The 26,505-nt window shown below is 58.2% G+C and carries 25 protein-coding genes; 13 read left to right on the forward strand and 12 right to left on the reverse strand.

Going from position 1 to position 26,505, the window contains the following annotated elements; all coding sequences use genetic code 11:
• Positions 1 to 87: 87 nt before the first annotated feature.
• The 3 genes from V8J88_RS23540 to V8J88_RS23550 all read right to left on the reverse strand — a co-directional run bounded on the left by V8J88_RS23540 (position 88) and on the right by V8J88_RS23550 (position 1,728).
• Positions 88 to 696 (reverse strand): PEP-CTERM sorting domain-containing protein, encoded by a 609-nt coding sequence (locus tag V8J88_RS23540; protein ID WP_338846731.1) that lies wholly within the window; start codon positions 694 to 696, stop codon positions 88 to 90.
• Between the two features lie 273 nt (positions 697 to 969).
• On the reverse strand, positions 970 to 1,149 hold the full coding sequence (locus tag V8J88_RS23545) for a hypothetical protein (RefSeq protein ID WP_338846732.1): 180 nt from the start codon (positions 1,147 to 1,149) through the stop codon (positions 970 to 972).
• A 420-nt stretch (positions 1,150 to 1,569) separates the two neighbouring features.
• Positions 1,570 to 1,728, reverse strand: a complete 159-nt coding sequence (locus V8J88_RS23550) for a hypothetical protein (RefSeq protein WP_338846733.1) — start codon at positions 1,726 to 1,728, stop codon at positions 1,570 to 1,572.
• Positions 1,729 to 1,955: 227 nt separating this feature from the next.
• Here V8J88_RS23550 and V8J88_RS23555 point away from each other — a divergent pair, with 227 nt between their 5' ends.
• Positions 1,956 to 3,242: an aminotransferase class I/II-fold pyridoxal phosphate-dependent enzyme gene (locus tag V8J88_RS23555; RefSeq protein WP_338849964.1), complete on the forward strand. Its 1,287-nt coding sequence runs from the start codon at positions 1,956 to 1,958 to the stop codon at positions 3,240 to 3,242.
• Positions 3,243 to 3,276: 34 nt separating this feature from the next.
• Here V8J88_RS23555 and V8J88_RS23560 read toward each other — a convergent pair whose 3' ends face one another.
• The 6 genes from V8J88_RS23560 to tyrS form a co-directional block, all read right to left on the reverse strand.
• Positions 3,277 to 3,852: a putative adhesin gene (locus V8J88_RS23560; RefSeq protein ID WP_338846734.1), complete on the reverse strand. Its 576-nt coding sequence runs from the start codon at positions 3,850 to 3,852 to the stop codon at positions 3,277 to 3,279.
• 77 nt (positions 3,853 to 3,929) lie between these two features.
• On the reverse strand, positions 3,930 to 4,619 hold the full coding sequence (locus V8J88_RS23565; protein ID WP_338846735.1) for an aspartate/glutamate racemase family protein: 690 nt from the start codon (positions 4,617 to 4,619) through the stop codon (positions 3,930 to 3,932).
• Positions 4,616 to 5,302, reverse strand: a complete 687-nt coding sequence (locus V8J88_RS23570; protein ID WP_338846736.1) for a histidine phosphatase family protein — start codon at positions 5,300 to 5,302, stop codon at positions 4,616 to 4,618. The genes V8J88_RS23565 and V8J88_RS23570 overlap by 4 nt, the downstream gene beginning before the upstream one ends.
• A gap of 21 nt (positions 5,303 to 5,323) precedes the next feature.
• Positions 5,324 to 5,977, reverse strand: a complete 654-nt coding sequence (locus V8J88_RS23575) for a YbhB/YbcL family Raf kinase inhibitor-like protein (RefSeq protein WP_338846737.1) — start codon at positions 5,975 to 5,977, stop codon at positions 5,324 to 5,326.
• 15 nt (positions 5,978 to 5,992) lie between these two features.
• A complete protein-coding gene (gene dtd / locus V8J88_RS23580; protein ID WP_338846738.1) occupies positions 5,993 to 6,448 on the reverse strand; it encodes a D-aminoacyl-tRNA deacylase in 456 nt (151 codons plus the stop codon).
• A 3-nt stretch (positions 6,449 to 6,451) separates the two neighbouring features.
• A complete protein-coding gene (tyrS, locus tag V8J88_RS23585) occupies positions 6,452 to 7,702 on the reverse strand; it encodes a tyrosine--tRNA ligase (RefSeq protein WP_338846739.1) in 1,251 nt (416 codons plus the stop codon).
• 147 nt (positions 7,703 to 7,849) lie between these two features.
• Between tyrS and V8J88_RS23590 the strand changes: the two genes are divergently transcribed.
• From V8J88_RS23590 to V8J88_RS23620, 7 genes are all read left to right on the forward strand, one after another.
• The gene (locus V8J88_RS23590; RefSeq protein WP_338846740.1) at positions 7,850 to 9,232 is read left to right on the forward strand and encodes a peptidoglycan DD-metalloendopeptidase family protein; all 1,383 of its coding nucleotides are present in this window, start codon (positions 7,850 to 7,852) and stop codon (positions 9,230 to 9,232) included.
• 194 nt (positions 9,233 to 9,426) lie between these two features.
• On the forward strand, positions 9,427 to 10,539 hold the full coding sequence (locus V8J88_RS23595; RefSeq protein ID WP_338846741.1) for an anhydro-N-acetylmuramic acid kinase: 1,113 nt from the start codon (positions 9,427 to 9,429) through the stop codon (positions 10,537 to 10,539).
• 17 nt (positions 10,540 to 10,556) lie between these two features.
• Positions 10,557 to 11,276: a hypothetical protein gene (locus V8J88_RS23600; RefSeq protein ID WP_338846742.1), complete on the forward strand. Its 720-nt coding sequence runs from the start codon at positions 10,557 to 10,559 to the stop codon at positions 11,274 to 11,276.
• A complete protein-coding gene (locus tag V8J88_RS23605; RefSeq protein WP_338846743.1) occupies positions 11,269 to 11,529 on the forward strand; it encodes a TfoX/Sxy family protein in 261 nt (86 codons plus the stop codon). The genes V8J88_RS23600 and V8J88_RS23605 overlap by 8 nt, the downstream gene beginning before the upstream one ends.
• A gap of 93 nt (positions 11,530 to 11,622) precedes the next feature.
• On the forward strand, positions 11,623 to 11,772 hold the full coding sequence (locus V8J88_RS23610; protein WP_338846744.1) for a hypothetical protein: 150 nt from the start codon (positions 11,623 to 11,625) through the stop codon (positions 11,770 to 11,772).
• A gap of 152 nt (positions 11,773 to 11,924) precedes the next feature.
• Positions 11,925 to 12,380, forward strand: a complete 456-nt coding sequence (locus V8J88_RS23615; RefSeq protein WP_338846745.1) for a hypothetical protein — start codon at positions 11,925 to 11,927, stop codon at positions 12,378 to 12,380.
• Positions 12,381 to 12,399: 19 nt separating this feature from the next.
• Positions 12,400 to 12,654: a hypothetical protein gene (locus tag V8J88_RS23620; protein WP_338846746.1), complete on the forward strand. Its 255-nt coding sequence runs from the start codon at positions 12,400 to 12,402 to the stop codon at positions 12,652 to 12,654.
• A 148-nt stretch (positions 12,655 to 12,802) separates the two neighbouring features.
• On the opposite strand, the gene V8J88_RS23625 is transcribed toward V8J88_RS23620, so the two are convergent.
• Positions 12,803 to 15,622: a GAF domain-containing sensor histidine kinase gene (locus tag V8J88_RS23625; RefSeq protein WP_338846747.1), complete on the reverse strand. Its 2,820-nt coding sequence runs from the start codon at positions 15,620 to 15,622 to the stop codon at positions 12,803 to 12,805.
• 447 nt (positions 15,623 to 16,069) lie between these two features.
• Here V8J88_RS23625 and V8J88_RS23630 point away from each other — a divergent pair, with 447 nt between their 5' ends.
• The 3 genes from V8J88_RS23630 (at position 16,070) to V8J88_RS23640 (ending at position 22,226) form a co-directional block, all read left to right on the forward strand.
• A complete protein-coding gene (locus V8J88_RS23630; protein ID WP_338846748.1) occupies positions 16,070 to 19,813 on the forward strand; it encodes a two-component regulator propeller domain-containing protein in 3,744 nt (1,247 codons plus the stop codon).
• An 83-nt stretch (positions 19,814 to 19,896) separates the two neighbouring features.
• Positions 19,897 to 20,679 carry a transporter substrate-binding domain-containing protein gene (locus tag V8J88_RS23635; protein ID WP_338846749.1) on the forward strand — a complete coding sequence of 261 codons (783 nt, stop codon included), beginning with the start codon at positions 19,897 to 19,899 and terminating at the stop codon, positions 20,677 to 20,679.
• A gap of 482 nt (positions 20,680 to 21,161) precedes the next feature.
• Positions 21,162 to 22,226, forward strand: coding sequence for a sulfotransferase (locus V8J88_RS23640; protein ID WP_338846750.1), 1,065 nt, complete (start codon positions 21,162 to 21,164; stop codon positions 22,224 to 22,226).
• A gap of 32 nt (positions 22,227 to 22,258) precedes the next feature.
• Here V8J88_RS23640 and V8J88_RS23645 read toward each other — a convergent pair whose 3' ends face one another.
• Positions 22,259 to 22,792: a DinB family protein gene (locus V8J88_RS23645; RefSeq protein WP_338846751.1), complete on the reverse strand. Its 534-nt coding sequence runs from the start codon at positions 22,790 to 22,792 to the stop codon at positions 22,259 to 22,261.
• A 53-nt stretch (positions 22,793 to 22,845) separates the two neighbouring features.
• On the opposite strand from V8J88_RS23645, the gene V8J88_RS23650 reads away from it, so the two are divergent.
• Both V8J88_RS23650 and V8J88_RS23655 read left to right on the forward strand, forming a co-directional pair.
• On the forward strand, positions 22,846 to 23,091 hold the full coding sequence (locus V8J88_RS23650) for a hypothetical protein (protein ID WP_338846752.1): 246 nt from the start codon (positions 22,846 to 22,848) through the stop codon (positions 23,089 to 23,091).
• 136 nt (positions 23,092 to 23,227) lie between these two features.
• The gene (locus V8J88_RS23655) at positions 23,228 to 24,244 is read left to right on the forward strand and encodes a PDDEXK nuclease domain-containing protein (RefSeq protein ID WP_338846753.1); all 1,017 of its coding nucleotides are present in this window, start codon (positions 23,228 to 23,230) and stop codon (positions 24,242 to 24,244) included.
• A gap of 162 nt (positions 24,245 to 24,406) precedes the next feature.
• Here V8J88_RS23655 and V8J88_RS23660 read toward each other — a convergent pair whose 3' ends face one another.
• Entirely contained in the window at positions 24,407 to 26,431 is a 2,025-nt protein-coding gene (locus tag V8J88_RS23660) for a primosomal protein N' (RefSeq protein WP_338846754.1), read from the reverse strand.
• Between the last annotated feature and the right edge of the window lie 74 nt (positions 26,432 to 26,505).

A 26,505-nucleotide genomic window follows, 5' to 3' on the forward strand; every position in this document is an offset into this window, starting at 1 on the left:
GTAAGGCAGTGCGCGTTTTACAGCAAGCGCCAGTATTGAAATCTTGCGTTTTTCCTGCCGGCGCATGCGCGCCGGCAGTCACGCCGCTTAGGCGCGGCGGCGGCGGCGCGCGGCGAGCGCCAGCAGGCCCAGACCGCTGCCCAGCATGGCCCAGGTTTCGGCTTCCGGCACAACGCCGGCGAAACGCACTTCGTCAATGAAGGTCCAGGGGCCATTCGCGCGTGCGCTCAGGCGTAAATCCTGGCTGTGGATTTGCAAATTGCTGAAAGTGAAAAAGCCATGCGGCGCGCTGCTGTAGGGATCCACATTGTTAGCGCTGCTGGGCGGATTTTCCAGGCTGGCTTTCCATACCCATTGCCCGTTTTCCTTGGCGTACAGATCGAAGGAAGGCAGGGCCACATCATCCAGCCGGTCTTGGGTCGAGCCGACCGACACGCTGTTGAAGGTATTCGCTTGTGAGAAATGGAAGTCGATATGCACGACGCTTTGTCCGACCCAGCCGGCCCATTCCTGGCCCTGGCGATAGGCCCAGCCGGCATTGCCGACCACGCCATCGGTCAATTTCGTCATATCGGGATCGTGATAGCACCAAGTGCCGCAGGCGGTGGGGGCGCTGAAAGCATAATTTTGCGGCTGCAGATCAAGGGCAAAGGCGGGAGTGGACAGGCTCAGGGCCAGCAAAAGCAAATGACGCATAAATCATTCTCCAAAAATGTGCAGAACAGGAAGGATCGCGCGCAGCGCGGGAAGAGATGCCGGGTGAGTTTTCCGGATGGGAGGATTGATATTGTGCTCAGTCCACAGGCAGGGCCAGTGTAGTGGCAGGGTGGAATGTTGTCAAATGTTCTATTGAATCATGTTGTGCATGATCAACAGTGTAAGTGGGGATTTTTTACAGCACGGGGCGCCGGGAGCGCAGCGGGAAAAACGGCAGCGGGTGTGGAGCTTACACCCGCTGCTGGCGGGAAATCATGCAGCGCTCCGGCGGCCGGTGATCACCACGGTTTGCACCGGGGTTTGACTGGCGGCGGCCTGTTCGACTTTGACGACCGGGGCAGCATCGACTTTCGCCGGAGCTTCCCAGGTGGCGGCGCAGAACAGAGCAGCGCTGGCGATGAAGATGATTTCCATATTTTTGATGACGTTCATGATATTTCCTTTCGTTTTCAGGGATGCAGCGCGGTGCTGCGATGGTGTCACTTTACCCATTCCCGCCGACCCCGGCGCGCACTGTGCGACGAACTGCGCCAAACGCGGGATGAATTGCAAAAAAGCAGGATCGGAGGCGGGAATCAGATAAAAATTTTGCGTCGCAACAAATGTATTTTTGCAAATTTTATCGCTTACTGCTGTTACGGATTGTATGCAAATGCTACGGCTTGAGGTTATTGCGAGGGAACTGTGCTGGCATGCCTGGCGCACGCACTGCGGCTTTGCTGCAGAACACAGGAAAAGTGGAAATCAGCGACAGGAAAAACAGAAGATAGAGAGAGAATGCGAGGAGCGGGGAGGAAAAAACGGCTCAGGCGCGTACTGCAAAAGCGCGCCTGAGTTGCGCTGCGGGGCGCATCATGCAGCGTCCCGATGGCCGACGATAACGACTGTCTGTACATTTTGGCTCATCGCGACTTCAGCCGTCGGCAAGCTGGCCGGGGCTTCGTATGCTGCGGCGCAAAACAATGCTGCGCTGGCCAGGAACAGGGCTTCCATATGTTTGATGACTTGCATGATGCTCTCCTTTTCAGTGGTTTGCGACCTCGTGTGATGTCGCCATGTGCACACTGTAAGACTTGCCCCCGGACAATGCATGCGGGATGCGACGAAGTGAAAAAAATGCGTGCCGAAATGCAGAAAAACGCGATGAAGTTGCAGCGTAAATCCGGGCGCAGCTGTGCGCTGCTGCGATAATCAGACTTTTCCACTTTGCCAAAGGATGGTGTATGAGCGTGCAGAATCTGAAGTTGGAAACGCTGGCGGTGCATGCCGGCTACAGCCCTGATCCGACCACCCATGCGGTGGCGGTGCCGGTGTACCAAACCGTGGCCTACTCGTTTGATAATGCCCAGCATGGCGCGGATTTGTTTGATTTGAAAGTGCAGGGCAATATTTACACCCGCATCATGAATCCGACCCAGGACGTGTTGGAAAAGCGCGTTGCGGCGCTGGAAGGCGGCATCGCCGCGCTGGCGCTGGCGTCCGGCATGGCGGCTATCACATATGCTATTCAAACCATCGCCGAAGCGGGCGACAATATCATTTCCGCCAGCCAATTATATGGCGGCACATACAATCTGTTTGCGCACACCTTCCCGCAACTGGGCATCAATGTGCGTTTTGCCAACGCGCGCGAGCCGGACAGCTTTGCGCCGCTGATTGATGCGCGCACCAAGGCGATTTTCTGCGAGTCGATTGGCAATCCGCTGGGCAATGTCACAGATTTTGCGCGTCTGGCCGAAATCGCCCATGCGCACGGGATTCCGCTGATTGTTGACAATACTGTACCTTCCCCCTATCTGTGCCGGCCAATTGAGCATGGCGCCGACATCGTGGTGCATTCGCTCACCAAATACATGGGCGGGCATGGCAACAGCGTGGCCGGGGCGATTGTTGATAGCGGGCGCTTTCCCTGGGCGGAGCACAAAGAGCGTTTCCGCCGCTTGAACGAACCGGATGTGTCCTACCATGGCGTGGTGTACACCGAAGCGCTGGGGCCGGCGGCGTATATCGGGCGCGCGCGCGTGGTGCCGCTGCGCAATATGGGTGCGGCGATTTCGCCCATGAACGCCTTCCTGGTCTTGCAAGGCATCGAAACCCTGGCCTTGCGCATGGACCGCATTTGCAGCAACACCCTGGCGATTGCGCAATATCTGGAAAAACATCCGAAAGTGGCCTGGGTGAATTACGCCGGTCTGGCGGAGCACCCGGAACACCATCTGGTGCAGAAATACATGGGCGGACGCGCTTCCGGCATCCTCAGTTTTGGCATTAAATATGAGGAATTTGAAGACCCGCGCAAAGCCGGCGCGCGCGTGCTGGACGCCTTGCAACTCTTCACCCGCCTGGTGAACATCGGCGACGCCAAATCACTCGCCACCCACCCGGCCTCCACCACCCACCGTCAATTGAATGCGGAAGAGCTGGGCAAAGCCGGTGTCAGCGAAGACATGCTGCGCCTGTCAGTCGGCATCGAGCATATCGATGATTTGATTGCGGATCTGGAGCAGGCGCTGAAGGCGGCTTGAGGTTGATGCGACAGGGCCGCAGCCGGCCCTGTCTTCAAATCCGCGCCAAGGTGGAAAGCAGGCGTTTGTCCTCATGCTCACCCCGGCAGGTGGCTACATAGATTTCATCAATGCCCAGGCCATTTTGCTGTGAATAGGCTTGGATTTGCGCCACCGCCTCACTGAGTGGAATCAGGCGGCCCATGCAGCGGAAGCGCCGTCGCACCACCACGATATGAGGGCACCAATCTGCATGCACTCCGACTTGCGCCTCCATCTTTTCGCTGATCTGCTCATAGCTGATCGTATTGGTTGACCAGTGTCTGCCGACGCCTTTGCCCAGCGAATACTCGTTTACCCGCATACCGCCATGCAAGGTTTGCAGTATATTAGCTCGCGGCTTGCCCAAGAGAAACATCGCATTCCAGGGATTGGTCTCAATCGCCACCCCGTGCTGAGATTGCATGAAATGCAGGGTCAATGCAGGGTCAAGAGCGAAGTTCGCTGCATCGCCCCATAAATGCCCGCCATGGGCAAAAATCAGGCATTTATTTTCATTCGGCAGAGCACTATGGAAGATATACAGCTTTTCGCCAATCGGGTGTTGATTGGCGCCATGGTTCATTGGCATGATGTACTCCTGTCATGATGGGCGGAAGTACATTATGTCACAGCGGAAATGAACAGTGCATCAGACTTGGCGGGAAATTAATCCGCCAACGCCATCTCCAACCCCGCCTCCACATGCAGGCGCATGCTGTCAAACAGCGGCACAGGTGCGCTTTGCAAGACCAGGCCGATTTCGGTGCAGCCCAGAATGGCCCCTTGCGCGCCTTCTTCTTGCACTAAGCGTGCGATCACATCCTGGAAATGGGTGCGCGCGGCGGCGGTCAGCACGCCTAAGCACAGTTCTTTGTAAATGATGTCGTGGATGCGCTGGCGTTCGGCCTCGTTGGGCAGCAAGACTTGCAAACCCTGCTGCGCCAGGCGATCACGGTAAAACCTTTCTTCCATGGTGAAACGGGTGCCCAGCAAGATCACTTTTTGCAAGCCGCGCGTGCGGATGGCGGCGGCCACCGGGTCGGCGATGTGCAAGAGCGGGGCGCGCAAACCCTGTTCAATCTGCGGCGCCACTTTGTGCATGGTGTTGGTGCACAACAGCAGAAAATCAGCGCCCGCGTTTTGCAATTGCTGCGCCGCATGGGCCAACAGGCGCGCCGCGCCATCCCAGTCGCCGGCATGCTGCAAGGCGGAAATCTCGGCGAAATCCACGCTGTACAGCAATAATTTGGCGGAATGCAAACCGCCCAGGCGCTGCTTGACGCCTTCGTTTAACAATTTGTAGTACGGCAGCGTCGATTCCCAACTCATGCCGCCAATCAAGCCTATGGTTTTCATGCTGCTGCTAAATGCTCGGTTTCCTTGATCTCATCCAGCGTGCATTCCAGATGCGCGCAATCGCCCCATTGCAGCACGCTCAAGCCGCCATCCTGCCAGCGGAAACGGTTCACGCTGGCGTTGAAAATATCGAAATCGCGCGGTGTGTTCAGCGGCATGCCGTGCGCCGCACGGTAGGCGCATTCCAATACGCCGCCATGCGCCACCACCGCAATTTTCTGGCCGGTGAAACGCATCGCCCAGCGCGACAGCGCTTGCAAAACGCGTTGGTAAAAATCGGCAAACGCCTCCGCCGGGCGCACCCCATCCGGCAAGGGCACGGCGGGATCGCGCGCTTTGTAAGCGGCGAATTCGCGTGGATACAGTTGCGCCAATTGCTGATGCGACAAACCTTCAAAGCCGCCAAAGCAGCGCTCGCGCAAATCGGGGTCAATGCGCAAGCTGAGCTGGCCGGCGTCGCTGCGCGACTGCAGCAGAGCTTGCGCAGTTTGGCGCGCGCGCAGCAAATCGCTGGCGATAATCGCGTCAATTTTTTCATGCTGCAGCGCTTGTCCCAGCAACTGCGCCTGCTGCTCACCGGCCTGATTTAATGGAATGTCGATATGACCTTGCAGACGGCGTTCCGCATTCCAGGCGGTTTCACCGTGCCGGATCAATAAAATTTGGGTGGATGGGGTTGGCATAGAGGTGTGTGCGGTGCTTGTTTATACGCTTTGTTGTCGCAAAGCGGGGTTCAGGGTATAAGTCACGCAAAGACTGGCTTGATCCAGAATATGGCCTTCCATGGCGGCGCGCACTGCGCGCGCATCGAAAGCGCCTTCCAGTGGCAAACGGGCGATATCCAGGGCATACACAGTAAAGATATAGCGGTGTACGCGCGCATCATTCCACGGCGGGCAGGGGCCATCATAACCGAAATATTGGCCGCGCATATTATCATCAGCGGCAAACCAATTGGTGTAATCATTCAAACCATGGCGCAGCGCATCAGGAAAACGCGGATGCGCGGCTTGCGGGCCGCTCTTGCCGCGCGCCGTCACGCCATCGCTCATCTCGCCGCTGTCCAGCCAGGCCAGCGCGGGCGGAATATCAACCACGCACCAGTGATAAAAATCCGCGCGCGGGAAATCCGCCGGAATCGTCTTGCCTTCCTGATTCACATCGGTGGCCACGCTGGGCGCATCCGGATCGACGCAAATCACGACCAGGGATTGCGTGGCCTGCGGAATTTCATACCAGGCCAGGTGCGGATTGCGGTTCGGCGCCAGATTGATGCGTTGCGCCGCATCCGGCTGGCAAAATGCGAATTCTTCAGCGATGGCTTGGCCATCCGTCATGACATTGCTGACCAGCTTCATAGCAGACTCCTTGGGTTAAGAGGACTGTTTCGGTTTGACTTGCAGCCAGAACGTGACCGGGCCGTCATTCGTCAGGCTGATTTGCATATCCGCGCCAAAGATGCCGGTTTGCACATCGGCATGCAGGCGGCGCGCTTGTTGCACTGCATATTCAAATAGACGCCGCCCGTCTTCCGGCGCGGCGGCGGGGGTAAAGGAGGGGCGCGTGCCGGAATTGGTGTCCGCCGCCAGCGTGAATTGCGGCGCCAGCAGCAGGCCGCCGCCGGTTTGCGCCATGCTCAGATTCATTTTGCCGTTTTCATCGGAAAACACACGGTAGCCGAGCAATTTTTTGAGCAGGGCGTCGGCTTGCTCTTCGGTGTCGCCGCGCTCCGCGCACAGCAACACCAGCAAGCCGCGCCCGATTTGCGCGCGCACAATCTGATCAACTTCCAGCTTGGCCTGGCTGACTCTTTGCAAGAGCGCGATCATGGTTTATGCGCTCAAATGCACACGGGCGAATTTGCGCTTGCCGACTTGCAGCACAAAGCTGCCGGCTTCGACTTTCAGCGCCTTGTCCGACACAGTCGCGCCGTCGATCTTGACGCCGCCCTGTTCCACCATGCGCAGAGCTTCCGAAGTGGAAGCGCAGAGGCCGGCGGATTTCAGCAAATTGCCAATCGCCAGCGGCGCGCCGTTCAAAGACACTTCCGGAATATCGTCTGGAATCCCGCCTTTGGAGCGGTTCTCGAAATCCGCCAGCGCATCCTGCGCCGCCTGCGCTGAATGGAAGCGGGTCACGATTTCCTGCGCCAGTGCGACTTTCACATTACGCGGATTCTTACCCTGCGCCACCGCCTGTTTTTCCGCCGCGATGTGCTCGATGCTGGTGAACGACAGCAAATCGTAATAGCGCCACATCATTTCATCGGAAATACTCATCACCTTGGCGAACATGGTGTTGCCCGGCTCGGTGATGCCGATGTAATTATTTTTCGACTTGGACATTTTCTCCACCCCGTCCAAGCCTTCCAGCAGCGGCATGGTCAGAATGCATTGCGGCTCCTGGCCCCAGTCTTTTTGCAGCTCGCGGCCCACCAGCAGATTGAATTTCTGATCAGTGCCGCCCAGCTCCAAATCGGATTCCAGCGCCACCGAGTCGTAGCCCTGCATCAGCGGGTAGAGGAATTCGTGCACTGAAATCGGGGTGCCGGCTTTGAAGCGCTTGGTGAAATCGTCGCGCTCCATCATGCGCGCCACGGTGTAGCGCGAAGCGAGTTTAATCATGCCGCGCACGCCCAGCGCATCCGACCATTCCGAGTTGTAGCGGATTTCAGTTTTGGACGCATCCAGCACCAGCGAGGCCTGGGAGAAATAGGTTTTTGCGTTTTCTTCGATTTGCTCGCGCGTCAGCTGCGGGCGGGTGGCGTTGCGGCCAGAGGGGTCGCCGATCATCGAGGTGAAATCGCCGATCAGGAAAATCACGGTATGGCCAAGGTCTTGCAACTGGCGCATCTTGTTCAAGACCACGGTATGGCCAAGATGCAGGTCGGGCGCGGTCGGGTCCAGGCCCAGCTTGATGCGCAGCGGCTTGCCGGTCTTTTCTGAACGCGCAAGCTTTTGTGCGAATTCTTGTTCGATTAGTAATTCATCAACGCCGCGCTTGGTGACGGCCAGGGCGTGCTGCACGGCATCGCTCAAAGGCAATGCAGCCTCAGCCGCGTTTTCCTGCTGGGATTTATCCATAATGGTCATGCCGGTGAAATGAAAATCTGCCAAAAAAAGAGGCGGAATTGTCTTGCTTTGCTATAATCCCAGATTCTATCAATGCCTCCGCAAGCAAGCTCAAGAAAAACACAAGAATCTGGCGAGCGGTCAATTTTAGCTGATTGCATGAATCCGTTACACAAATTCCTGCGTGCGCGCACCGGAAGCGCGCCACAGTTTTTCTCTGCCGAAGGGCGCAAGACGCGCATCGTCGCCGGCAGTGCGCTGGGGTTGACGCTGCTCGCCTTTGGCGCCGCCGGCGTTGCGCCGCTGGCGCCGGACGCGGCAAATCTGCCGGTCAAAACCGTGGCCCAGGAACTGGCGCTGCCCGACCTCTCCAGCCAATTGGCTGCGCTGGAGCAGGATGATCAACGTTATATCCAAGAACAGAAAATCCGCTCCGGCGATACGCTTGGCACGCTGTTGACGCGGCTGGGCGTGGATGATCAGGCCGCCAGCAGTTTTATCAAAAGCGATAAAACCGCGCGCACCCTGATGCAAATGCGCGCTGGCCGCCACGTACAGGCGGAAGTCGATAGCGATGGCCAGTTGCTTTCTCTGCGCGCCAGTCTGGATGTGCGCGACGGCCCGGCCAAGACCTTGCGCATCAGCCGGGTTGGCGAAGAAAGTTTCAAGGCGGAAGAAATCGTCAGCCAGCTGGAACGCCGGGTGGAAATGAAAGTCGGCGAAATCCGCTCATCCCTGTTTGCCGCGACTGACTCGGCGCAAGTGCCGGACGCGGTGGCGCAGCAATTGGCGGAAATGTTCCGTTCCAGCATTGACTTCGCTTCCGATCTGCGGCGCGGCGACCGTTTCATGCTGGTATATGAAACTTTTTGGCAGGATGGCGAGCCGGTGCGCAGCGGGCGCATTCTGGCGGCGGAATTCCACAATGCCGGCAAGCTGCATCAAGCGGTCTGGTTTGATGACCCCTCCGCCAGCCAGGGCGGCGGCTATTATGATTTTGACGGCAAATCGCTGAAAAAAGCCTTCCTCAAATCGCCCGTCGCCTTCACCCGTATTTCCTCCGGTTTTTCGATGCGCGTGCATCCGATTTCCGGCCAGTGGAAAGCGCATAAAGGGGTGGACATGGCTGCAGCCATGGGCACGCCGATTCTGGCCGCCGGCGACGGTGTGGTCGAAACAGTTGGATCGCAAAGCGGCTACGGCAATATGATCATCCTGAAGCACTGGGATAAATATTCCACCGTGTATGCCCACATGAGCCGCTTTGCAGACGGCATGCGTAAAGGACGCAAAGTCAGCCAGGGCGAGGTGATCGGCTACGTCGGCATGACCGGCTGGGCCACCGGGCCGCATCTGCACTATGAATTCCGGGTGAATAATGAACCGCGCAATCCGCTGGCCCTGGACATGCCAAATGCGCAACCGCTGAACGCTACCGAAATGGCGCGCTTTAAAGCGGTGGCGGGTGAAATGAGCCATCGCTTCGCCCTGCTGCTGCCGGAAGCCGGCAGCGGCAGCCCGCTCAAGCTGGCGCAGAAATAAGGCTTGCGCCACACACAAACGGCCCGCGATGCGGGCCGTTTTGTTTTGCAGCCTGCTGTGTGGCCGCTTTCCCGTCTTGGGTTTGCCTGAAGCGAGAACGAAAGCCATGAACAGGCGCGCCATCCCCATCCATTTCCACCCCGTCAATCCGCGCCAAATCTGCTAGTCTGCACGCTGAATCAATGAGGCAGCTTATGCAGAGCAAAAAATTTCTGATCGGCATCATGTCCGGCACCAGTATGGATGCGGTGGATGCGGTCTTGGCTTACTTTCCCGATACATTTCCAGCGGCCCCCTGTCAGGTGGCCGGCTTTGTCAGCCTGCCGTTTGCGCAGGAGGTGCGCGCCGCCTTGTTTGCTTTGCAAAGCAGCGGGCCGGATGAGTTGGCGCGCGCGGCGCAGTCGGCCCGGGCTTTGGCGCAGATGTATGCGCAAGCGGCGCAGCAGCTGTGCGCGCAAGCCGGGATTGCGCCGGCGCAGGTCGCGGCCATCGGCGCGCATGGGCAGACCGTGCGCCATCAACCGCAAGCCGGCTATACCTGCCAATTATTGAATGGGGCGTTGTTGGCGGAATTGAGCGGCATTGATGTGGTGTGCGATTTCCGCAGCCGCGATGTGGCGGCGGGCGGGCAGGGCGCGCCCCTGGTGCCGGCGTTTCACGCCGCATTATTTGGCGCGGCGCAAGGCGCACGCGTAGTCTTGAATCTGGGCGGCATCGCCAATATCAGTATTTTGCGGGCAGAACAGGTGCTGGGTTTTGACACCGGGCCGGCGAATGTTTTGCTGGATTTGTGGTGCAGCCGGCATACCGGCCAGCCTTTTGATGCGAATGGGGCCTGGGCCGCCAGCGCCAGTCCGCACCCGGAATTGTTGGCGCAAATGCTGAGCGAGCCATTTTTTCAGCTGGCGCCGCCGAAAAGCACAGGGCGCGATTTATTTGATCAAGCCTGGCTGGCGCGACATTTGCAAGCCTGGCCGCAATTGCCGCCGGCCCGGGTGCAAGCCACCTTGGCGCAATTAAGCGCAGAAAGCGTGGCGCAAGCCGTGCGCAAGTATGCGCCGGATGCGCAAGAAGTATTATTGTGCGGCGGTGGTGCGGAAAATGCCGATTTGTGCGCCCGCCTGGCCGCCGCGCTGCCCGCAGTGGCCTTGCGCAGCACGGCGCAGGCCGGGATTGCGCCGCAACAAGTGGAGGCGCTGGCCTTCGCCTGGCTGGCCGGGCGTCATTTGCAGCGTGCAAGCGGCAATTTGCCGCAAGTCACAGGGGCGCGCGGCTTACGCGTGCTGGGTTGTCATTATCCGGCTTGAGCCGGGCGGAGGCAGAGATGAAAAGCACGATCATGTGGCTTGTAGTGTTGCTCAGCGCATGTGGCGGTGGCGGCAGCTCAGGCGGCAGCGCTGGCAGTTCAGGAACGCCGCCGCCAGTGGCCGGCAGCTCTACGCTGCCGCGCCTGTTCGCCGGCTTGACGGCGGCAGATGCCAGCGCCTCGCCTTATTTGAAAGCCTGTTATTTTCAGCAGCAAAAAATCGGCGCCAAAGGTCAACGCGGCCTGGATTTTCTGGAAAGCCTGGTGATTGAAGTGCTGCCTGCTTATACCGCACCGCTGTATGACGCCAGCAATGGCTATATTGTCGGCAAAACCAACCGTGCTTACAAAGGCACGGATGGCAAGATGGGCGCGCCGCCGGCCTTATGGACCGGGGTGGTCAGCGTGAATGCGGATGGCAGTGCGCAGGGCTTTGGAGCGCCTTGCGCCAATCCCGGCAGCATGACCAGCAAGCCGCCTTTGCCCTGCTATTGGCTGGTGGATAATTTGAACGGGCGTATGGCGGCCTTGAATTATTACGAGATCGTCAGCGATGGTTCGCCCATGACCTCAAGCGGCGGCGTTGCGCTCGGCAATCCAGGCTGGGGCACAGCGCCTGCATATCATTACTGGTATGAAATGAGCGTGGGGCCGACTTGTTCCGCGCCGGAATCCACCACGCTATGGCGCTCCATGGTGCGTTGCAAAGATTTGAGTTTGCCGGAATGTAATGTCTGAGATCAGCGCTTTGCCCGGCCTGGGGCCGAAATCACAACAGATGCTGGCGCAAGCCGGCATCCACAGTGTGGCGCAACTGCAGACCTTGGGCGCGGTGCGCGCCTGGTTGCAAGTCCAGACCAGCGGACAAAAACCGGGCCTGAATCTGCTCTGGGCGCTGGAGGGCGCCTTGCTTGGCCAGGATTGGCGTCTGGTGGCGCGTGAGCAGCGCACCAGACTCTTATTGGAACTGGATCGCTTGCGCCAGGCATGAGCAGGCATCCGGACTTGCGTTTTATATAGCTTTGCTAAACTAAAGATAAGCGCGGCGCATGCCGACAAAGGAGACAAAAGCAGGGAGGAAATCATGAAAAAATTATGCAAGCTGTTGCTCATGATCTGGGCCGCTACTCTGGTTGCGGCCTGTGAAAAAGCCGATTACGAAGTGAAGGCGGAAAAATCGGCGCAAGAGAGAGCCGAGCGCAACCGGGCCGACCACGAGCGCCGCACACAATAATCTTGTCAGCACATGCAACCGGGCCGCGCCCGGTTTTTAATGCACTTTAAATTATAAAAAACACTATATTATTATCAATCCAATGAATTTTAGCACCACTTTTGTGATAGAATCACAGGCGTATTCTTAATTAAAAATTCAATGGGGTATATATGTCAGAAACCTTGGTTAATCTTTATCGATCATTGCGTGTTGAGGCGTTTCCGCATGGCGCCATCATCGAAGCACAACCGGCTCCTGAAATTTTGTATCCGGATTTTGAGGAGAAGGTATTGCCAAATGGAAATATTCGCAAAGCCGACGTTCAATTTGCCAACCCGTCACCTGATAGTGATGATTGGGTGTTGGCTGGTGGTGGAACATCATTGTTTGATAGAGCGAATGTCTTTAAAGGAAAAAGTTGGATATCTTTCGAAATTCCGGAGGGAACTGTGATTCCAGAATCGTTAGTTGTCCGAAATACAGGATTCAATGATCGGTTTCAGGCAACACATTATCAAATTGAGGTTAAGGCGCGAATGATGACAGTAGGTGCATATAAAGGGGCATTGGATAACTTGGCGCGCAATGCGATTGCACGAAGTGTCGAATTAGGCAGATTGAAATAACTAATAATAGGAAATTATTGTGAACCACAATATTGATACCCATCAGCTTTGCTTGATAGTGCAAGCAGTTGATCATGAAATCGGCAGGATTGAGCAAGATTTATCCACGCTGAGCGAAGACGAGTCTGATTATGCTGATCTCGAATTGAGTTTAATGGACTATACCAATTTGGCTGGGACACTGAAGAAGTTATATCGCGATGCGGAAGCCGGTGTCGCCAATTTGCCAGCATATGACAAAATCGCCCGCTTTTATCCAGGAACGTCCAGCTGAAGGTAAGCAGAGTATGGTTTTTGCCTGGTAAGACCAGTTAGATTGCCATCGCACCTTCAATTAAGGCGCTTGCAGGGCCGGAATGTGGGGTATTGCACAAGGGGTGTGGCTGCCGCATCTGCCGCAGCCGGCTTGGCTTGCCCCATTTTCATGGCAAGGCTTCATCGCCGCCCAGCGCGCATAAAGGCAGATCCAGCACAAAGCTGCTGCCGCCGCCGGGTTTGCTTTGCACGCTGATTTGTCCGCTTAACACCGCCGTCATCAGATTATGCGCAATGCTCAAGCCCAGTCCGTTGCCGCCCTGGCCTAAGCGGGTGGTGAAAAACGGCTCAAAAATCCGCTTCAGATTGGCTTCTGAAATACCGCGCCCATTATCGGCAACGCACACCCGCACCCGGCGCGGCAGGCCGGGCAGCAATTCCGCGCTCATGCGCAACAATCCATGCTGGCCTTCATCAAATGCATGCAGCAGCGCATTACTGATGCAAATGCTCAACACTTCTTCCAGCGCTTCCTGATAACTGTCGAGCATGATGCCGGGCGTAATGTTTTGCTCCAGCCGGTGCCCATGTTGCGCAATCAAAAAGGCGTAACGGTTTTCAACTTTATGCGCGCATTCATGCAGATCAAAAATCGTGCGCCGCGCATTATTCCGATTCGCCGCCACCTGCTTGAAGTTGTGCACCAGATCGGCGGCGGAATTCAAGCCGCGCAGCAAAATCGCGCTCGCTTTTTCACTATGTTCACAATAGCGCAACAAGTCTGAGCGGCGCAGAGTTTGTTCTTTAACGCGGCGCACAAAATGTTGCGTGTCTTCATGCAAACCGCTGGCGGCGATCAGACAATTGCCAATCGGCGTATTCAATTCATGCGCGACGCCCGCCACCAGCGAACCGAGCGCGGCCAATTTGTCTTGCGCCGCCAATTTCGATTGCGCGTCTTGCAGCTGTTGATACGCGTGCGCATTGTCAAGCGCAATCGCGCCGTAAGAACAGAGGGTGCGGAAAATCAGCAATTCCCGTTCGCCGTAAGCAAACTGGCGTTCAGATTGAATCGTCATCACCCCCAATACCCGTTCGCTCACCAGCAGCGGCGCGAACAGGGCTGACAGCGTGACCAGGGTGCCGGGGATTTGTCCGGGGTCTTCCTGATCGGGCGGGAAATTGTGAATCGCCTCGGTGCGCTCATGCAGGCAGCGGCAGGCGTAGCTGTCCGGATCATCCAGCGCAATACGCGAAGGCGGCAGGCGCACCCCGGCTTCGACATCAAACGCCGCCAGCAGATTTTGCCCGTCCGCATCCAAGAGATAAATGGCGAAACAGGTGGCGTCGAGCAAGCGGTGCACATGGCGGTCGAGCGCAGCGAAAATCGCTTCCTGCTCCAGCTTGGCGGTGATTTCCTGACCAATCGCGCCCAGGCGCTCCAGGGTTTCATTGGTTTGCTGCAAGACTTCGGCGCGGCGCGCTTCCAGCGCCGCCAATTGGCGATGGTGTTCGCCCTCATTGCGCGCGCGCTCAGTTTGAAAATGGACTTGCATCGCAATCGCCCGGTTGGCCGCTTCGGCAGTGTGGGTGCGCTGGTGCGCGGTGCGCGCCTGCAAGGCCAGCTGGTAGGCTTGCGCATGATCGCCCACCTGGGCATATTCCTGCGCCATGGCGTAATACAAATCAGAAGGCAGGGTGTAGCCTTCGATTTGCTGCGCAATTTCCTCGGCCTGATGCAAAAAATACAGGCGCGCGCTGGGATAAGTATTGTGCGGCGGACTCAGGGTGTTGCAGGCATCGCTTGAGGCAATGACTTGCAGCGCCTGGATCTGGTGAAACGGATCATCCTGGCTTTGCGCCAGACGCCAGGCTTGCTGCGCCGCTTCCAGCGCCTGTTGCGTGCGGCCCAATTGCAACAAAGCTTGCGCCTGGCCGCACAGCGCATCCATCTGAAACACATTTTGCGCCAGCGCCTGCGCTCTTTGCTCCAGCCGCAAAAAGGTGGAATAGGCGGAATGCGATTCGCCCAGATCCAGCCACAGGCAGCCCAGATAATTCAGGGCGATTGCATAATTGCGCGAAGCGCTCAAGCCGGCCAGCACTTTGCAGGCTTCCAGCAAAATGTCTTGCGCCGCCGGTAATCGTTGCAATTGGCGCAGGGTTTCCCCGGTCTGGATCAGGGCGGCGCCGATGCTGGCCGGCCAGCCGGTCGGACGCGCCAATTGCAAGCCGCGTTGCTTCCATTCCAGCGCCGCCGGATGATCATTCAAACGCGCAAAGGCATAGCCGACATTCACCGCCGCCAGAATCGCCAGATGCAGCTGGCCGCTTTGCATCGCTTCGGCATGGGTTTGCATAAACAGGCTGGCGGCCTTGCCCAGTTCGGCGGCTTGAAAAGCTTGCATCGCGTGGAAATTACTGATGCCGGCTTGCGCTTTGGCCGGCGCATCATGCAGGCTCAGGGTTTGGCTCCAGCGCGCGCGTCCTTTCGGTAAATCCGCCAACACCGCCCAACTCGCGATTTCTGATTGCAGATGCAAAACCCGCACCGCATCCTGCGCCTGTTCTGCAGCGGCGACGCCGGCGCTTAATTCCTGATCACATACGCCGAAATTGCCATGGTCGCTGGCGATGCGTGAGAGTAAGAAATGGCAATCAGCGATGCCGCCCGGGTCGGCGCAGCTGCGAAAGCCATCCAGCGCTTCCTGCGCCAGTTCCCAGGCGCTGTCCAGATCGGCATACAGGCGTTTGGCTTCTGCTTCAAGCAAGGTGAGCCGGGGGCGCCAGGCGGCTGGCGCGTCGGCAGTGGCGCATTCGCTGACTTGGCTGCGCAGACTGTGCGCAAAGCGCAACGCCGCCTGGGTATCGCGCTCGCGTTTATGCCAGGCAAGTTGCAATAACAAACACAGGCGCGCTGCGCCACTGGCCTGTTGCAAGCGTTCTTCCCAAGCAGCAATCTCGTCATCGAAAGCAAACAGATCCATATTGTGCGCCTGCAAAACGGGGCCGGCGCAAGTCCGGCCCCTGCGCAACGCCGCAGCGCCGGATTTGGCGCTATCCAGGCTGGCGGGTTGCCATATTGTTCATGGGCATCTCCTGCAGATACATGTTAGCGCAATGTCTGCTGAAAAAGCAGGCAGGCATCCGTAAAAAGCTGCAGTCTTCAGTTACAAGTAAAGATGGATCAGTAGTGGGCGAGGCTGCATTCGCGCCGCATTTCCCGCATAATCCCACACAGCCGCACAGCTTGCGGGGCCATTTTTCACCGCTGGGAGAGTTGCATGCAGCGTTTTTGTCTGTCACGCATTGCCGGCGCCATTTTGTTATGGTGTTGCCTGCTTGCGTCAGCATTGGCCTCCCATGCTGCGCCAGCAGCGAACTGGGCATACTCTGGTGACCAGATATTCCAGCAATTCGGACTGGAACGCGGCTTGCCGCATCCGATTGTCACCGCCTTGAGCGAAGATGCCGAGGGCTTTATCTGGGTCGGCACCCAGGGCGGCCTGGCGCGCTGGGACGGTTACCGCTTCCGCAGCTATCAACCGCAGGCGCAAAGCAGCGTTGGGCTGCCGGATAATTTCATTCAATCTTTATTTACTGACCGCAAAGGCCGGCTGTGGATCGGCTCCAGCGGCGGCGGCCTGGCGCGCTATCTGCCGCAGCAGGATGGTTTTCAAAGCTGGGGCAAGGCCGCGCCCGGCCGGCCCGGATTGTCCCATGTCTCAGTCAGCGCCTTGCAGGACGATGCGCAAGACGGTTTGTGGATAGGCACCAATGACGGACTGGACTATCTGCAAGTCGAAAGCGGGATCTTCCATCATATCGGCAAAGCAGGGCCGGGACGGCGCGGACTGCCTGACAGCCAGGTGCATGCCTTGCTGTTGCAAAAAGATGGCAGCTTGCTGGTGGGCAGCGCGAAAGGCTTGAGTCTGCTGCGCCCGCGTCTGCAGCAAGGCGTGTTGTCGTATGACATCAGCGTCTTGAAATTTCCCGTACCGCAAGGGCAAAGCGTATCCGTGCACAGCTTGATGCAAGCCGATGATGGTGCGATCTGGATCGGCAGCAGCCGGCACGGCGTGTTCTTGCTGCAAAGCGGACAGATTGAGGCCTTGCACCAATTGATTCCGGAAGCCGTCAGCGTGGCCCAGGATTTTATTTTGTCCATGGTGCAGGCCCGGTCCGGCATCGTCTGGCTTGGCACTTACGGCCAGGGAGTCGTCAGCGTTGATCTGGAGCACCGCGCAGTGCGCCGCATCAAACGCGATCCCCTGCTTACCCGCAGCTTGGCCGACGACACCATCTGGAGCATGTTGCGCAGCAAAGCCGGTTTTTTATGGCTGGGCAACCAACGCGGCTTACAGCTGCATGATGCCGGCCAGCGCGCTTTTTTAACCATGTTCGGCGTCAGTCAACGTTTGGACGGCATCAGCGATCCCGATGTGTTTTCCATGCTGACCATGCCGGATGGCAAAATCTGGCTGGGGCTGGGCGGGAATGGCATCGATATTCTTGATCCGCATGAAGAAAAAATCCATGGCGTGCGCCCAAATCCCGGCGGCGGCAAGCATGGCCTGCCGAATTATCGCGTGCTGTCCCTGCAGCAGCAGGCGCCATGGGTGTACGCCGGCACTGCGCAGGGCTTGTTCCGGGTGCATCAAAACAGTCTGGAAGTGGAGCGCGTCAGCGCGAATGATGAGGGCGGCGCCATCGATGTGCGCGCCATGCTGAATTATGGTGGGCGCTTGTGGCTGGGCGGCTATCAAAGCGGACTCTGGATGCGTGCGCTGGACGCGGCGCCGGAAACGCCGGCGCAACGACCGCCGGGCAGCCAGCAATTGAGCGACCACCGTATTACCGTGCTGGTTCCCGGCGGCCCCGGCAAAATCTGGATCGGCACACGCAATGGCTTGAATTTGTACGACATCGCCAGCGGCAGTTCACAACGCTTCATGCCGGAGGCCGGCAATCCGCAAACGCTGGCCAGCGGCATGATTTTATGTGTGCACCCGGCAGCCGATGGCCGCATCTGGGTCGGCTCGATGGGCGGCGGCATCAGCATTCTGACGCCGCACGGCAACAGCTATCGCATCCGCAATCTGGGCCTGGATGCCGGCTTGCCGAATTTGAATGTGGCCAGAATCGAGGCGGACCAGTTCGGCAAACTGTGGGCCAGCACGGATAACGGCCTGGCCATGATTGACCAGCAAACCTTGCAAGTGCGCAGCATGCAAGCGGCGGAAGGGGTGCCGATTCCAGCCTACTGGGTCAATTCCGGCACGCGCAGCAGCACCGGCGAATTACTCTTCGGCGGCACTGGCGGCCTGTTGATTGTGCGTCCTCAGCTCTACACCGACTGGCAATACCAGGCCCCGATCGTCATCACTGAAATCCGCGTGATGAACAAGCCGGTTCCGGCGCTTGGCCATAACCAGGCCCTGCGCCCGGGCATTCTGCAGGAACTGGTGCTGCATCCGGGCCAGCGGCACTTGGCAATAGAATTCGCGGCCCTGGATTACAGCGCGCCGGAACGGCTGCGTTATATGTACCGCATGGAAGGATTTGATTCCGGCTGGCTGGAAACCGATTCGGCGCGCCGTCTGGCCAGTTATTCCAATCTGGCCCCGGGCGAATATAAATTGCATCTGCGCGGCTCCAACCGGAATGGCCAATTTTCTGAACAGGAATTGATATTGCCGGTGCGGGTCTTGCCGGCCTGGTATCAAAGCTGGTGGTTCCGCAGCATCGAAGCCGGGGCCGCCGCGCTCTTGCTGTTGAGCGCATTCCGCTTTTTCACACGCTACCTGCGCGCCCGTGCGCGTGAGCTGGAAAAACAGGTCAGTTTGCGCACCGCCCAGCTGCAGGAAAAGCAGGATCTGTTGCAAGCCGCGAATCATGATTTGAATCAAGCCAATCAGGAACTCGCGCAATCCGCCGAAACGCTGCGCCAGCTTGGCGAAATGGGACGCGACATCACCGCCAACCTGGATGCGCAGCAAGTGTTTGAAGCCTTGCATGAGCATGTGCGGCACTTGCTCGACGCCACCACGCTGGTGATTTACAACTGCGATGCGGGCGGCCAATATTTGCGGCGCTGCTATGGCCGCGAAGCCGGCGCGGTGCTGCCGCAAATCGATATTCCGCTTGATTCGCCCACTTCCAACACCGCGCGCGCAGTGCGCGAGCGGCGCGAGATTTTACTCGAACGCAATGTGGTGGACAGCCAGCCCGGAAGCGGCAAGCGGCTGGCCATGTTGACCTCCTTGTTTGCGCCTTTGATTATTGATGATGTGGTGTTGGGCGTGATGGCGATTCAAAGCGAGACCCCGCAAGCCTATGGCGAGCGGGAGCGCATGATTTTCCGCACACTGTGCAGCTATGGCGCGATTGCGCTGGCGAATGCGCAAACCATCAGCGCCTTGCATGCCGCACAAGCGCAACTGGTGCAACAGGAAAAAATGGCGGCGCTGGGCGGTTTGGTGAACGGCGTCGCGCATGAGCTGAATACGCCGCTGGGCGTGGTGATTCTGGCCTTGAGCGGCGTGCAGGAAGCCTGGCGCGAAGCGGCCCCGCAATTGCCGCCATCATCCAGCGTGCTGGCGGATGGCCAGTCCTACCTCAATCTGGCGCTGCACAATGCACAGCGCGCGGCGGCCCTGGTGGCCAGCTTCAAAGCGATTACCGCAGATGCCGAAAGCGATCGCCCGGACTGGCTTGATTTGTCCCTGTATTTGGCGGAAGCGGCGGTTTTGCTGCAGTCTGAAATACAAGAGCGCGGGCATACGCTGCAGATCAAAGTGGAGGCCGGTTTGCAAATCGAAACAGTGGCGGCGGCGCTTACTGAAGTGTTGCAGCATTTGCTCAGGAATGTGCTGGATCATGCCTTCCCGCAGCGGCGCGGCGGCCGCGTCCTGCTCAGTGCGCAAGCGGCCCCTGCAGACATGGTGGAAATCAGAGTCGTTGACAATGGCTGCGGCATTGCGCCGGAATGGCAGGCCAAAGTGTTTGATCCGTTTTTCACCAGCGGCGGCGCGGAACACGCCGGGCTTGGTTTGCACATTGCGTACAACCATGTTTTGCAGCGCTTGCGGGGACGCATCCGCATCATCAGTCAGCCGGATGTGGAAGGATGTTGTGTGATTTTATTATTGCCGCGCAAATTTGATAGAACGCGCTGAGCGCTTGCCAAAAGCGCAGCTGCGCGGCACACTGTGTCTAACCATTGAGCAATCTTTTGTCATATGCGCCAGGGGGGAAGCAGATGCGCAAAGCGGTCATCAGTCTGTTGTGTGCGCTGGCGCTGTTGCCATGCAAAAGCGGGCAGGCGCAGGATAAACAGATGCGTATTGCCAGCCTGGAATGGCTGCCCTATGTCGGCTCCAGCCTGCCGGCGCAAGGCCTGTCCACCTTCATCGTGGCGCAGGCGGCGGCGCGCTTTGGCCACAGCGTCAAGATTGATTATTTCCCCTGGAAGCGCGCCATGCAATTGGGCGGGCGCGATCCGCTCTACGCCGGTTACTTCCCGGCCTACTACACTGCCGAACGGGCGGCGGAATGTCATTTTTCACAACCCATCGGCAGCTCCAATGTCGGCTTCGCCTATTTGCGCGAAACCCCCTTTGACTGGGACAGCCTGGAAGATTTGATTGTGCCGGCCAAACTCGGCATCGGCGTGGTGTACGGCTATTCCAATGGCGAAAAATTTGACGTCCTCATGAAACAGGGACGGATCAAAGTCGAAAGCTCGTCCAGTGACGGGCAAAACATCCGCAAACTGGCGCTTGGGCGGGTGCGTGCGGCGGTGGTGGACGAAGCGGTTTTGCGTTACCTGTTGAAAACCGATCCGATGCTGGCCAGCCAGGCGCGCAATATTGTGTTTCATCCCAAATTGCTGGCGGAATTGAAAATCTACATCTGCTTCCAGCAAACCGCACCCGGCCTGGAAATGAAACAGGCGTTTGACCGTGCTTTACAAGACTTGAATGTGCGTAAATTGGAAGAAGAGTATTTCCAAAAGCTGGATCAACACAAAGCCCAGCCTTAACGCCCGGCCAGGATGGGCGCAGCATGCGGCTTGATGTGAGGCGCAGCCTTGTGGCAAAGCGCGATGGCGCAAACTTGATGCGCTGCAATGCAACAATGCATTCCCGACTTATAACATTTAACTTCTCTTTACCGGTACAAGCATGTGGAATTACTCAGGCTTTTGCTGGGGATAGACGGACTTGGCGCGGCCTCTGCTGACTGCCTGTTGCAGGCATTTTCCGGGTGCGCCAGGGAAACGCGGCAAAGCAATGAATATTTCCGCAGGGAAATGATGCTGTGCGGCAAAAAAACTGCCGCAAAACTGCTGCTTTTGCGCAGGCAATGCGGTTAGAATAAAGTTCACGCCGCACACTGGCTGTGCGGCGCGTACCGGGCAACCCGTATCAGGAGCAGGCATGATGCAGCGAACCGATTCTGACGCGATCAATCGCAGCGAGGCTGGCGCAAGCCGTCTGACTGTTGACGCCGGGAGGCGCCGCCATGCCTGATATCCGCAGCCCGGCTCCGGTGTTTGTGGTCAGCGCAGGCCGTTCCGGCTCCGCCATGCTGTCCAGCGTGCTCAACACCAATCCCAATGTGCTCAGCATTTCCGAATATTTCCGTATCGCCAGCGATTTTGGCGCGGCCATCGCGGCCTGTTTCCCGGAAGGGCAGATGAGCGGCGCGCAATTTGCCGAATTCCTGCAAACCCCGCCGCCGCGCGCGCGTCTGTTGCTGCAACATGGTTTGCCAGTGGAAGAAGGGCAGTTCCAGCCCGGCGCCAATTCGCGCTGGGGCCGCCACAGTGGCGTGCCGCCCTTGTTGCTGTGCGCCTTGCCGCACCTGACCACTGAGGCCGAGACCCTGTTCAATGATTTGCTCGAACATATGCAAGCACAGCCGGTCATGAGCGCCGCCGCGCACCATGCCCATATGTTTGATTGGCTGCGCCAGCGCTTCGGGCGCAAATTGTGGCTGGAGCGTTCCGGCGGCAGTTTGCGCATGGTGAGCGAATTGTATAAAGCGTTTCCGAATGCGCGCTTCATCCACCTGGTGCGCGATGGCCGCAATGTGGCGATTTCCATGAGCCAGAATTATGGCTACCGCATGCTGATGCTGGGCATGCAATTGCGCCATGAGTTTGGGGCCGATCCGTTTGCCGCCGGCGCCGCGCCGATAGACCGCTTCATCCCGGACAAATGGCGCGGTCTCACGCCGCAGGATTTCGACGCCGCCGCCTTCCGTCAATTTCAAGTGCCGGTGGCGCATTGCGGGCAATTCTGGTCGAATGAAATCCGGGTCGGCCTGCGCCAGCTCGAAGCCGTGCCGGCCAGCCAGAAATGCACCATGCGCTACGAAGATTTCCTCAGTGCGCCCGAGCAAACCGTAGCCAAATTTGCGTTCTGGCTGGATAAAGATATCGTCTCGGTGGACTGGATACGCAAAGCCGCGCTGAAAATCCGCTCGCCGCGCTCCAGCTGGACCAATCTCGATTCGCGCCAGCGCGCCGAGCTGGACAACGCAGTGCGCGGCGGCGGCGTCGCCTTGGGCGATTTATACCGCTGACGTGCGCCGCTTCCAGCTGCGCCGGACGTGCTTCACACCACCGGAATAATCGCATTCAAATCGGTCACCCCGATATCCACGCCGGCTTGGAATAAGAGGGTGGAGGCTTGTCCCCGGTGGTGGGTCTGGTGATTGAAAAAATGCGCGCACAGGCTGTACATATTTTTGCGCAGCGGCTGCCCGTCCAGCGTGTGGTAATCCAAGGCGGCCTCGCAATCTTCTTCCCGCAGCGCGGCGACCCACTGCACAATCAGCGCATCCAGTTCCGCGCGCATGTTCTGCCAGCCGGCAAAATCGGCGCAGGGTTGGGCGCGCAAATCTTTGGAATACGGAAAACGGGACAAGTCCAACACAGCTGAAGCTGGCGCCGACAACTGGGAAAAGCGCTGCAGCCAGATCAAATCCGCCGTCACCAAATGATTCAGCGTGCCGAAAATCGAGGAAAAAAACGCGCCGCGTTCTTGCAGCAAAGCAGCGGCATCAAGCTGGGCGGCGGCTTGCGCCAGATTTTGATTCATCCAGCGATTGTATTCAGCCATCAGGGCGAGGTGGGCTTGTTTGGACATGGCGGCTCCGGGCGTGAAAAAGCTTGATGATAGCGTGGCGCCGGAAGAAATCCATGCCGGCCTTGAAAATCAAACAGCCGCGCACATTGGCGCTGGCCGTTGATGATGGAAGTCCAAAGCTGTCCGCCTCACCCCCCATTCTTGCCGCCCGCATTCCCTCGCAGTTCCTGTGCTTTTTTGCTGATGTCCAGCAATTTATCCAGCGTTTCCAGCGGCGCTTTCTCTGTCATAAGTCACTGTGTAGAGCCTGTGGGGGGAATAATTTAATTGATGCTTATTCAGCCAATGTGAAGACATGAAATGATCTCTACTGTGCTGAGGCGTATGCGCTGTTTGGTGTGATGCGGTAAGCTGTGCGCTTTGTGGGCTGGGTGACTCGTAAGGGCGCCAGCATTTTCCCAGCCTTGTGCAGCCTCTTCGTTTCAGGATTTTGGCATGACGCAATTGAGTGACAACAGCCAGTATGACAGCCTGCTGGCAAGAATCGATGCCGTTGCCACGCGGGGCCGCGTGCAGGCGGTGCAGGCGGTGAATCGGGAATTGCTGGCAACGTATTGGCAAATCGGCCAGCATATTGTCGAATTTGAGCAAGCAGGGCAGCAGCGCGCTGACTATGGCAAAGCCTTAATCACGCAACTGGCGCGGGACTTGCGCTTGCGACATGGTAAGGGGTTTAGCCGCAGTAACCTGATTTACATGCGTCAACTTTACTTGCAGTACCCAATAAGTCAGATGCCGTCTGACTTTTTGAGTTGGTCGCATTTTGTTGAGTTGTTGAAGATAGACGATGCCTTGGAACGCAGCTTTTACGAAAAACAAGCGATTGCCGAGCGCTGGTCGGTGGCCGAGCTGAAACGGCAAAAATCCACTTCCCTGTTCTTACGTTTAGCCAGCAGCCGTGACAAAGAAGGCGTGCTGCAACTCGCCGCGCAAGGGCAAATCGTCGCCAACCCGCAAGATTTGCTGCGCGAACCTTATGTTTTTGAATTTTTGAAAATCCCGGAACCTGCGCACCTTTCCGAAACCGATCTCGAAACGGCGCTATGCAATCATTTGCAGCAATTTTTGCTGGAATTGGGTAAGGGCTTTACCTTTGTTGGCCGGCAATACCGCATCACGCTCAATAACCACCACTACAAAGTCGATCTGGTGTTTTACCACCGCATTTTGCGCTGCTTTGTGCTGGTGGATTTGAAATTGGGCGAGGTGCAACACCACGATATTGGGCAAATGAATATGTATCTTGGCTATTTCGCCAATGAAGAAAATATCGAGGGCGACAACCCGCCGATAGGCATCATCATGAGTCGCGGCAAAGATGAATTATTGGTTGAATACGCCATGTACAATATGAGCAGCCAAGTGTTTGTGCAGAAATACCAGCTTTACTTGCCCGAGCGCGAAGAACTGCGGCGGGAGTTTGAATTGACGTTGCGGGATGTGGCGAGGTAGGCGGGCACGCTTGCGTCCAGCCCACACATCACGCTGTCACACTTGCGCGTGGGGGGCAAAAGCGAGTCCCTGCTTGGCTGCTACAGCCCCAACCTCCCCCGCAACTCCTCCGGCGCATGGGTGTACAACAATCACAGGTCTTAGGCAGTATCTCACCGCCATTCACACATCCATCGGGTCCACTTCCAAGCCCCATTTCACCCGGCTTTTCAAGCCGCGCAGCGCTGTCATCCAGGGCGTGAGGAAGGCTTGCAAATCGCTCCTGCGTTGCGCTTCCAGCAGCATTTGCGCGCGCTCCACATGGGCCACGCGTGTCACCGTCATCGGGATCGGGTCGAGGATTTCCACGCCGGGCGCGGGCAGCAGGCTGCGCGCTTGCTGCAAAAAGTCGAGCGCGCTTTGCAGTTCGCGCGCTTCGGCGCGCAGCAGCGCTTGATAGCTGTAGGGCGGCATGCAGGCTTGCGCGCGCTCTTCCAGCAATTGGGCGGCGAATTTTTCATAGTCGTGCGCCATCAGCGCGCTGTACAAAGGGTGTTGCGGATAGCGGCTTTGCAACAGCACTTCACTCACGCTGCCTTCGCCCAGGTCGGCGCGCCCGGCGCGCCCGGCGACTTGCATCAATTGCGCAAACAAGCGTTCGCTGGCGCGGTAGTCATGCGAAAACAGCGCAGTGTCCGGGTTCAAAATTCCCACCAGCGAGAGGCGTTTAAAGTCATGTCCCTTGGCCACCATCTGGGTGCCGACCAGAATATCCACTTCGCCGCTGTGCACGCTGGCGAAGGCGGCTTGTGCGCTGCCTTTGCGGCGGGTCGAATCGGCGTCGATGCGCAGCACGCGCGCTTCGGGAAAGATGCGTTGCAAGACTTCTTCAATGCGCTGGGTGCCGCGCCCCAGGGCTTGCAAGTCGATATTGCCGCAGGTCGGGCAGTGGCGCGGAATCGCCAGTTCCAGGCTGCAATGATGGCAGCGCAAGCGGTGTTCCGGTTTGTGCAAGACCATGTGCGCGGTGCAGCGCAGACAGCCGCTGATCCAGCCGCAGGCTTCGCAACACAGCACCGGGGCATAGCCGCGCCGGTTTAAAAACAGCAGACTTTGTTCGCCGCGCTCTAAGCGGCGGCGGATGGCGGCGATCAAGGCCCCGGAAAAACCTTCCTGCGCACGGTCGCGCGAAAGGTCGATCACGCCGACTTGCGGCAGGCGCGCCGCATGCGAGGCGCGCTGGCGCAGGCGCAGCAGGCGGTAGCGTCCGTTTTGCGCGTGTTGCCAGCTTTCCAGCGAAGGCGTGGCCGAACCCAAGACTACTGGAATTTGCAATTGGCGCGCACGCCACACCGCCAAATCGCGCGCCGAATAGCGCAAGCCTTCCTGCTGTTTGTAAGAGGGGTCGTGCTCTTCATCAATAATGATCAGGGCCAGTTGCGGCAGACTGGCCAGCAGCGACATGCGGGTACCCAGCAAAATGCGGGCCTGGCCCAGATGCGCCGCCAGCCAGTTGCGCAGGCGCTCGCCTTCCGCCAATTCCGAGTGCAGCGTGGCCAGCGCCAGGCCGGGAAAGCGGGCGCGAATATTCGCTTCAAATTGCGGGGTGAGATTGATTTCAGGGACCAGGATCAAGACTTGCGCCTCAGGCTGGCGCGCCAGCAGCGCGGCGGCGGTTTGCAAATACACCTCAGTCTTGCCGCTGCCGGTGACGCCATACAGCAAGAAGGGGGCGAAGCCTTGCGCCGCTAAAATCGCCTGGCTGGCTTCGGCCTGTTCTGCATTCAACGCTGGCGCGCCGTGCGGGCTGGCGTCGTTGGCTTGCGGCTTGGCCAGTTTTTTGAGCGCCTTGTCCAGAGCCAGGGCTTTGCCGGCGCGCAGATTTTTGGGCAGGGCCGGCAAGGCCACTTCGCCCAGGGGCCGTTGGTAATAGGCGGCGGCGAAGCGGCACATATCCAGCCATTGCGGGCCGAGCGGCGGCACTTGCGCGCGCACCGCCAGCACCGGCTTGAGTTTCTCCAGCGCGTAGCTGCTGTGCGTGCTGCTGCTGATGATCAACCCGGCGATTTCGCGCCGGCCAAATTCCACCTGCACCACTTGGCCTGGCTGCGGCGCGCCGCACTCGGCTTGCAGCGCTGCCGGCCAGAGGTAGTCGAAACAGCTGTCAAGCGGCGTATCCAGCACCACTTGCACAATGCCATGGCCCATCTTGCTCCCTGTTTAAAAACATCCAAGCCCCGGATTTTCCACGATTTTTCAGCTATCCACAAAGCCTGTGGATA

This window comes from Massilia sp. W12, assembly GCF_037300705.1.
Taxonomy (GTDB): Bacteria; Pseudomonadota; Gammaproteobacteria; order Burkholderiales; family Burkholderiaceae_D; genus JACPVY01.

Excerpts from the sequence above, each read along its gene's own strand:
- V8J88_RS23640 (WP_338846750.1), top strand. The coding sequence starts at position 21,162 with ATGCCTGATATCCGCAGCCCGGCTCCGGTGTTTGTGGTCAGCGCAGGC.
- V8J88_RS23650 (WP_338846752.1), top strand. The coding sequence starts at position 22,846 with ATGCCGGCCTTGAAAATCAAACAGCCGCGCACATTGGCGCTGGCCGTT.
- V8J88_RS23560 (WP_338846734.1), bottom strand. The coding sequence starts at position 3,852 with ATGCCAATGAACCATGGCGCCAATCAACACCCGATTGGCGAAAAGCTG.
- V8J88_RS23570 (WP_338846736.1), bottom strand. The coding sequence starts at position 5,302 with ATGCCAACCCCATCCACCCAAATTTTATTGATCCGGCACGGTGAAACC.
- V8J88_RS23645 (WP_338846751.1), bottom strand. The coding sequence starts at position 22,792 with ATGTCCAAACAAGCCCACCTCGCCCTGATGGCTGAATACAATCGCTGG.
- V8J88_RS23545 (WP_338846732.1), bottom strand. The coding sequence starts at position 1,149 with ATGAACGTCATCAAAAATATGGAAATCATCTTCATCGCCAGCGCTGCT.
- V8J88_RS23605 (WP_338846743.1), top strand. The coding sequence starts at position 11,269 with ATGTCTGAGATCAGCGCTTTGCCCGGCCTGGGGCCGAAATCACAACAG.
- V8J88_RS23635 (WP_338846749.1), top strand. The coding sequence starts at position 19,897 with ATGCGCAAAGCGGTCATCAGTCTGTTGTGTGCGCTGGCGCTGTTGCCA.
- V8J88_RS23595 (WP_338846741.1), top strand. The coding sequence starts at position 9,427 with ATGCAGAGCAAAAAATTTCTGATCGGCATCATGTCCGGCACCAGTATG.
- V8J88_RS23550 (WP_338846733.1), bottom strand. The coding sequence starts at position 1,728 with ATGCAAGTCATCAAACATATGGAAGCCCTGTTCCTGGCCAGCGCAGCA.
- V8J88_RS23575 (WP_338846737.1), bottom strand. The coding sequence starts at position 5,977 with ATGAAGCTGGTCAGCAATGTCATGACGGATGGCCAAGCCATCGCTGAA.
- tyrS (WP_338846739.1), bottom strand. The coding sequence starts at position 7,702 with ATGGATAAATCCCAGCAGGAAAACGCGGCTGAGGCTGCATTGCCTTTG.
- V8J88_RS23660 (WP_338846754.1), bottom strand. The coding sequence starts at position 26,431 with ATGGGCCATGGCATTGTGCAAGTGGTGCTGGATACGCCGCTTGACAGC.
- dtd (WP_338846738.1), bottom strand. The coding sequence starts at position 6,448 with ATGATCGCGCTCTTGCAAAGAGTCAGCCAGGCCAAGCTGGAAGTTGAT.
- V8J88_RS23565 (WP_338846735.1), bottom strand. The coding sequence starts at position 4,619 with ATGAAAACCATAGGCTTGATTGGCGGCATGAGTTGGGAATCGACGCTG.
- V8J88_RS23540 (WP_338846731.1), bottom strand. The coding sequence starts at position 696 with ATGCGTCATTTGCTTTTGCTGGCCCTGAGCCTGTCCACTCCCGCCTTT.
- V8J88_RS23615 (WP_338846745.1), top strand. The coding sequence starts at position 11,925 with ATGTCAGAAACCTTGGTTAATCTTTATCGATCATTGCGTGTTGAGGCG.
- V8J88_RS23600 (WP_338846742.1), top strand. The coding sequence starts at position 10,557 with ATGAAAAGCACGATCATGTGGCTTGTAGTGTTGCTCAGCGCATGTGGC.
- V8J88_RS23590 (WP_338846740.1), top strand. The coding sequence starts at position 7,850 with ATGAATCCGTTACACAAATTCCTGCGTGCGCGCACCGGAAGCGCGCCA.
- V8J88_RS23610 (WP_338846744.1), top strand. The coding sequence starts at position 11,623 with ATGAAAAAATTATGCAAGCTGTTGCTCATGATCTGGGCCGCTACTCTG.
- V8J88_RS23625 (WP_338846747.1), bottom strand. The coding sequence starts at position 15,622 with ATGGATCTGTTTGCTTTCGATGACGAGATTGCTGCTTGGGAAGAACGC.
- V8J88_RS23655 (WP_338846753.1), top strand. The coding sequence starts at position 23,228 with ATGACGCAATTGAGTGACAACAGCCAGTATGACAGCCTGCTGGCAAGA.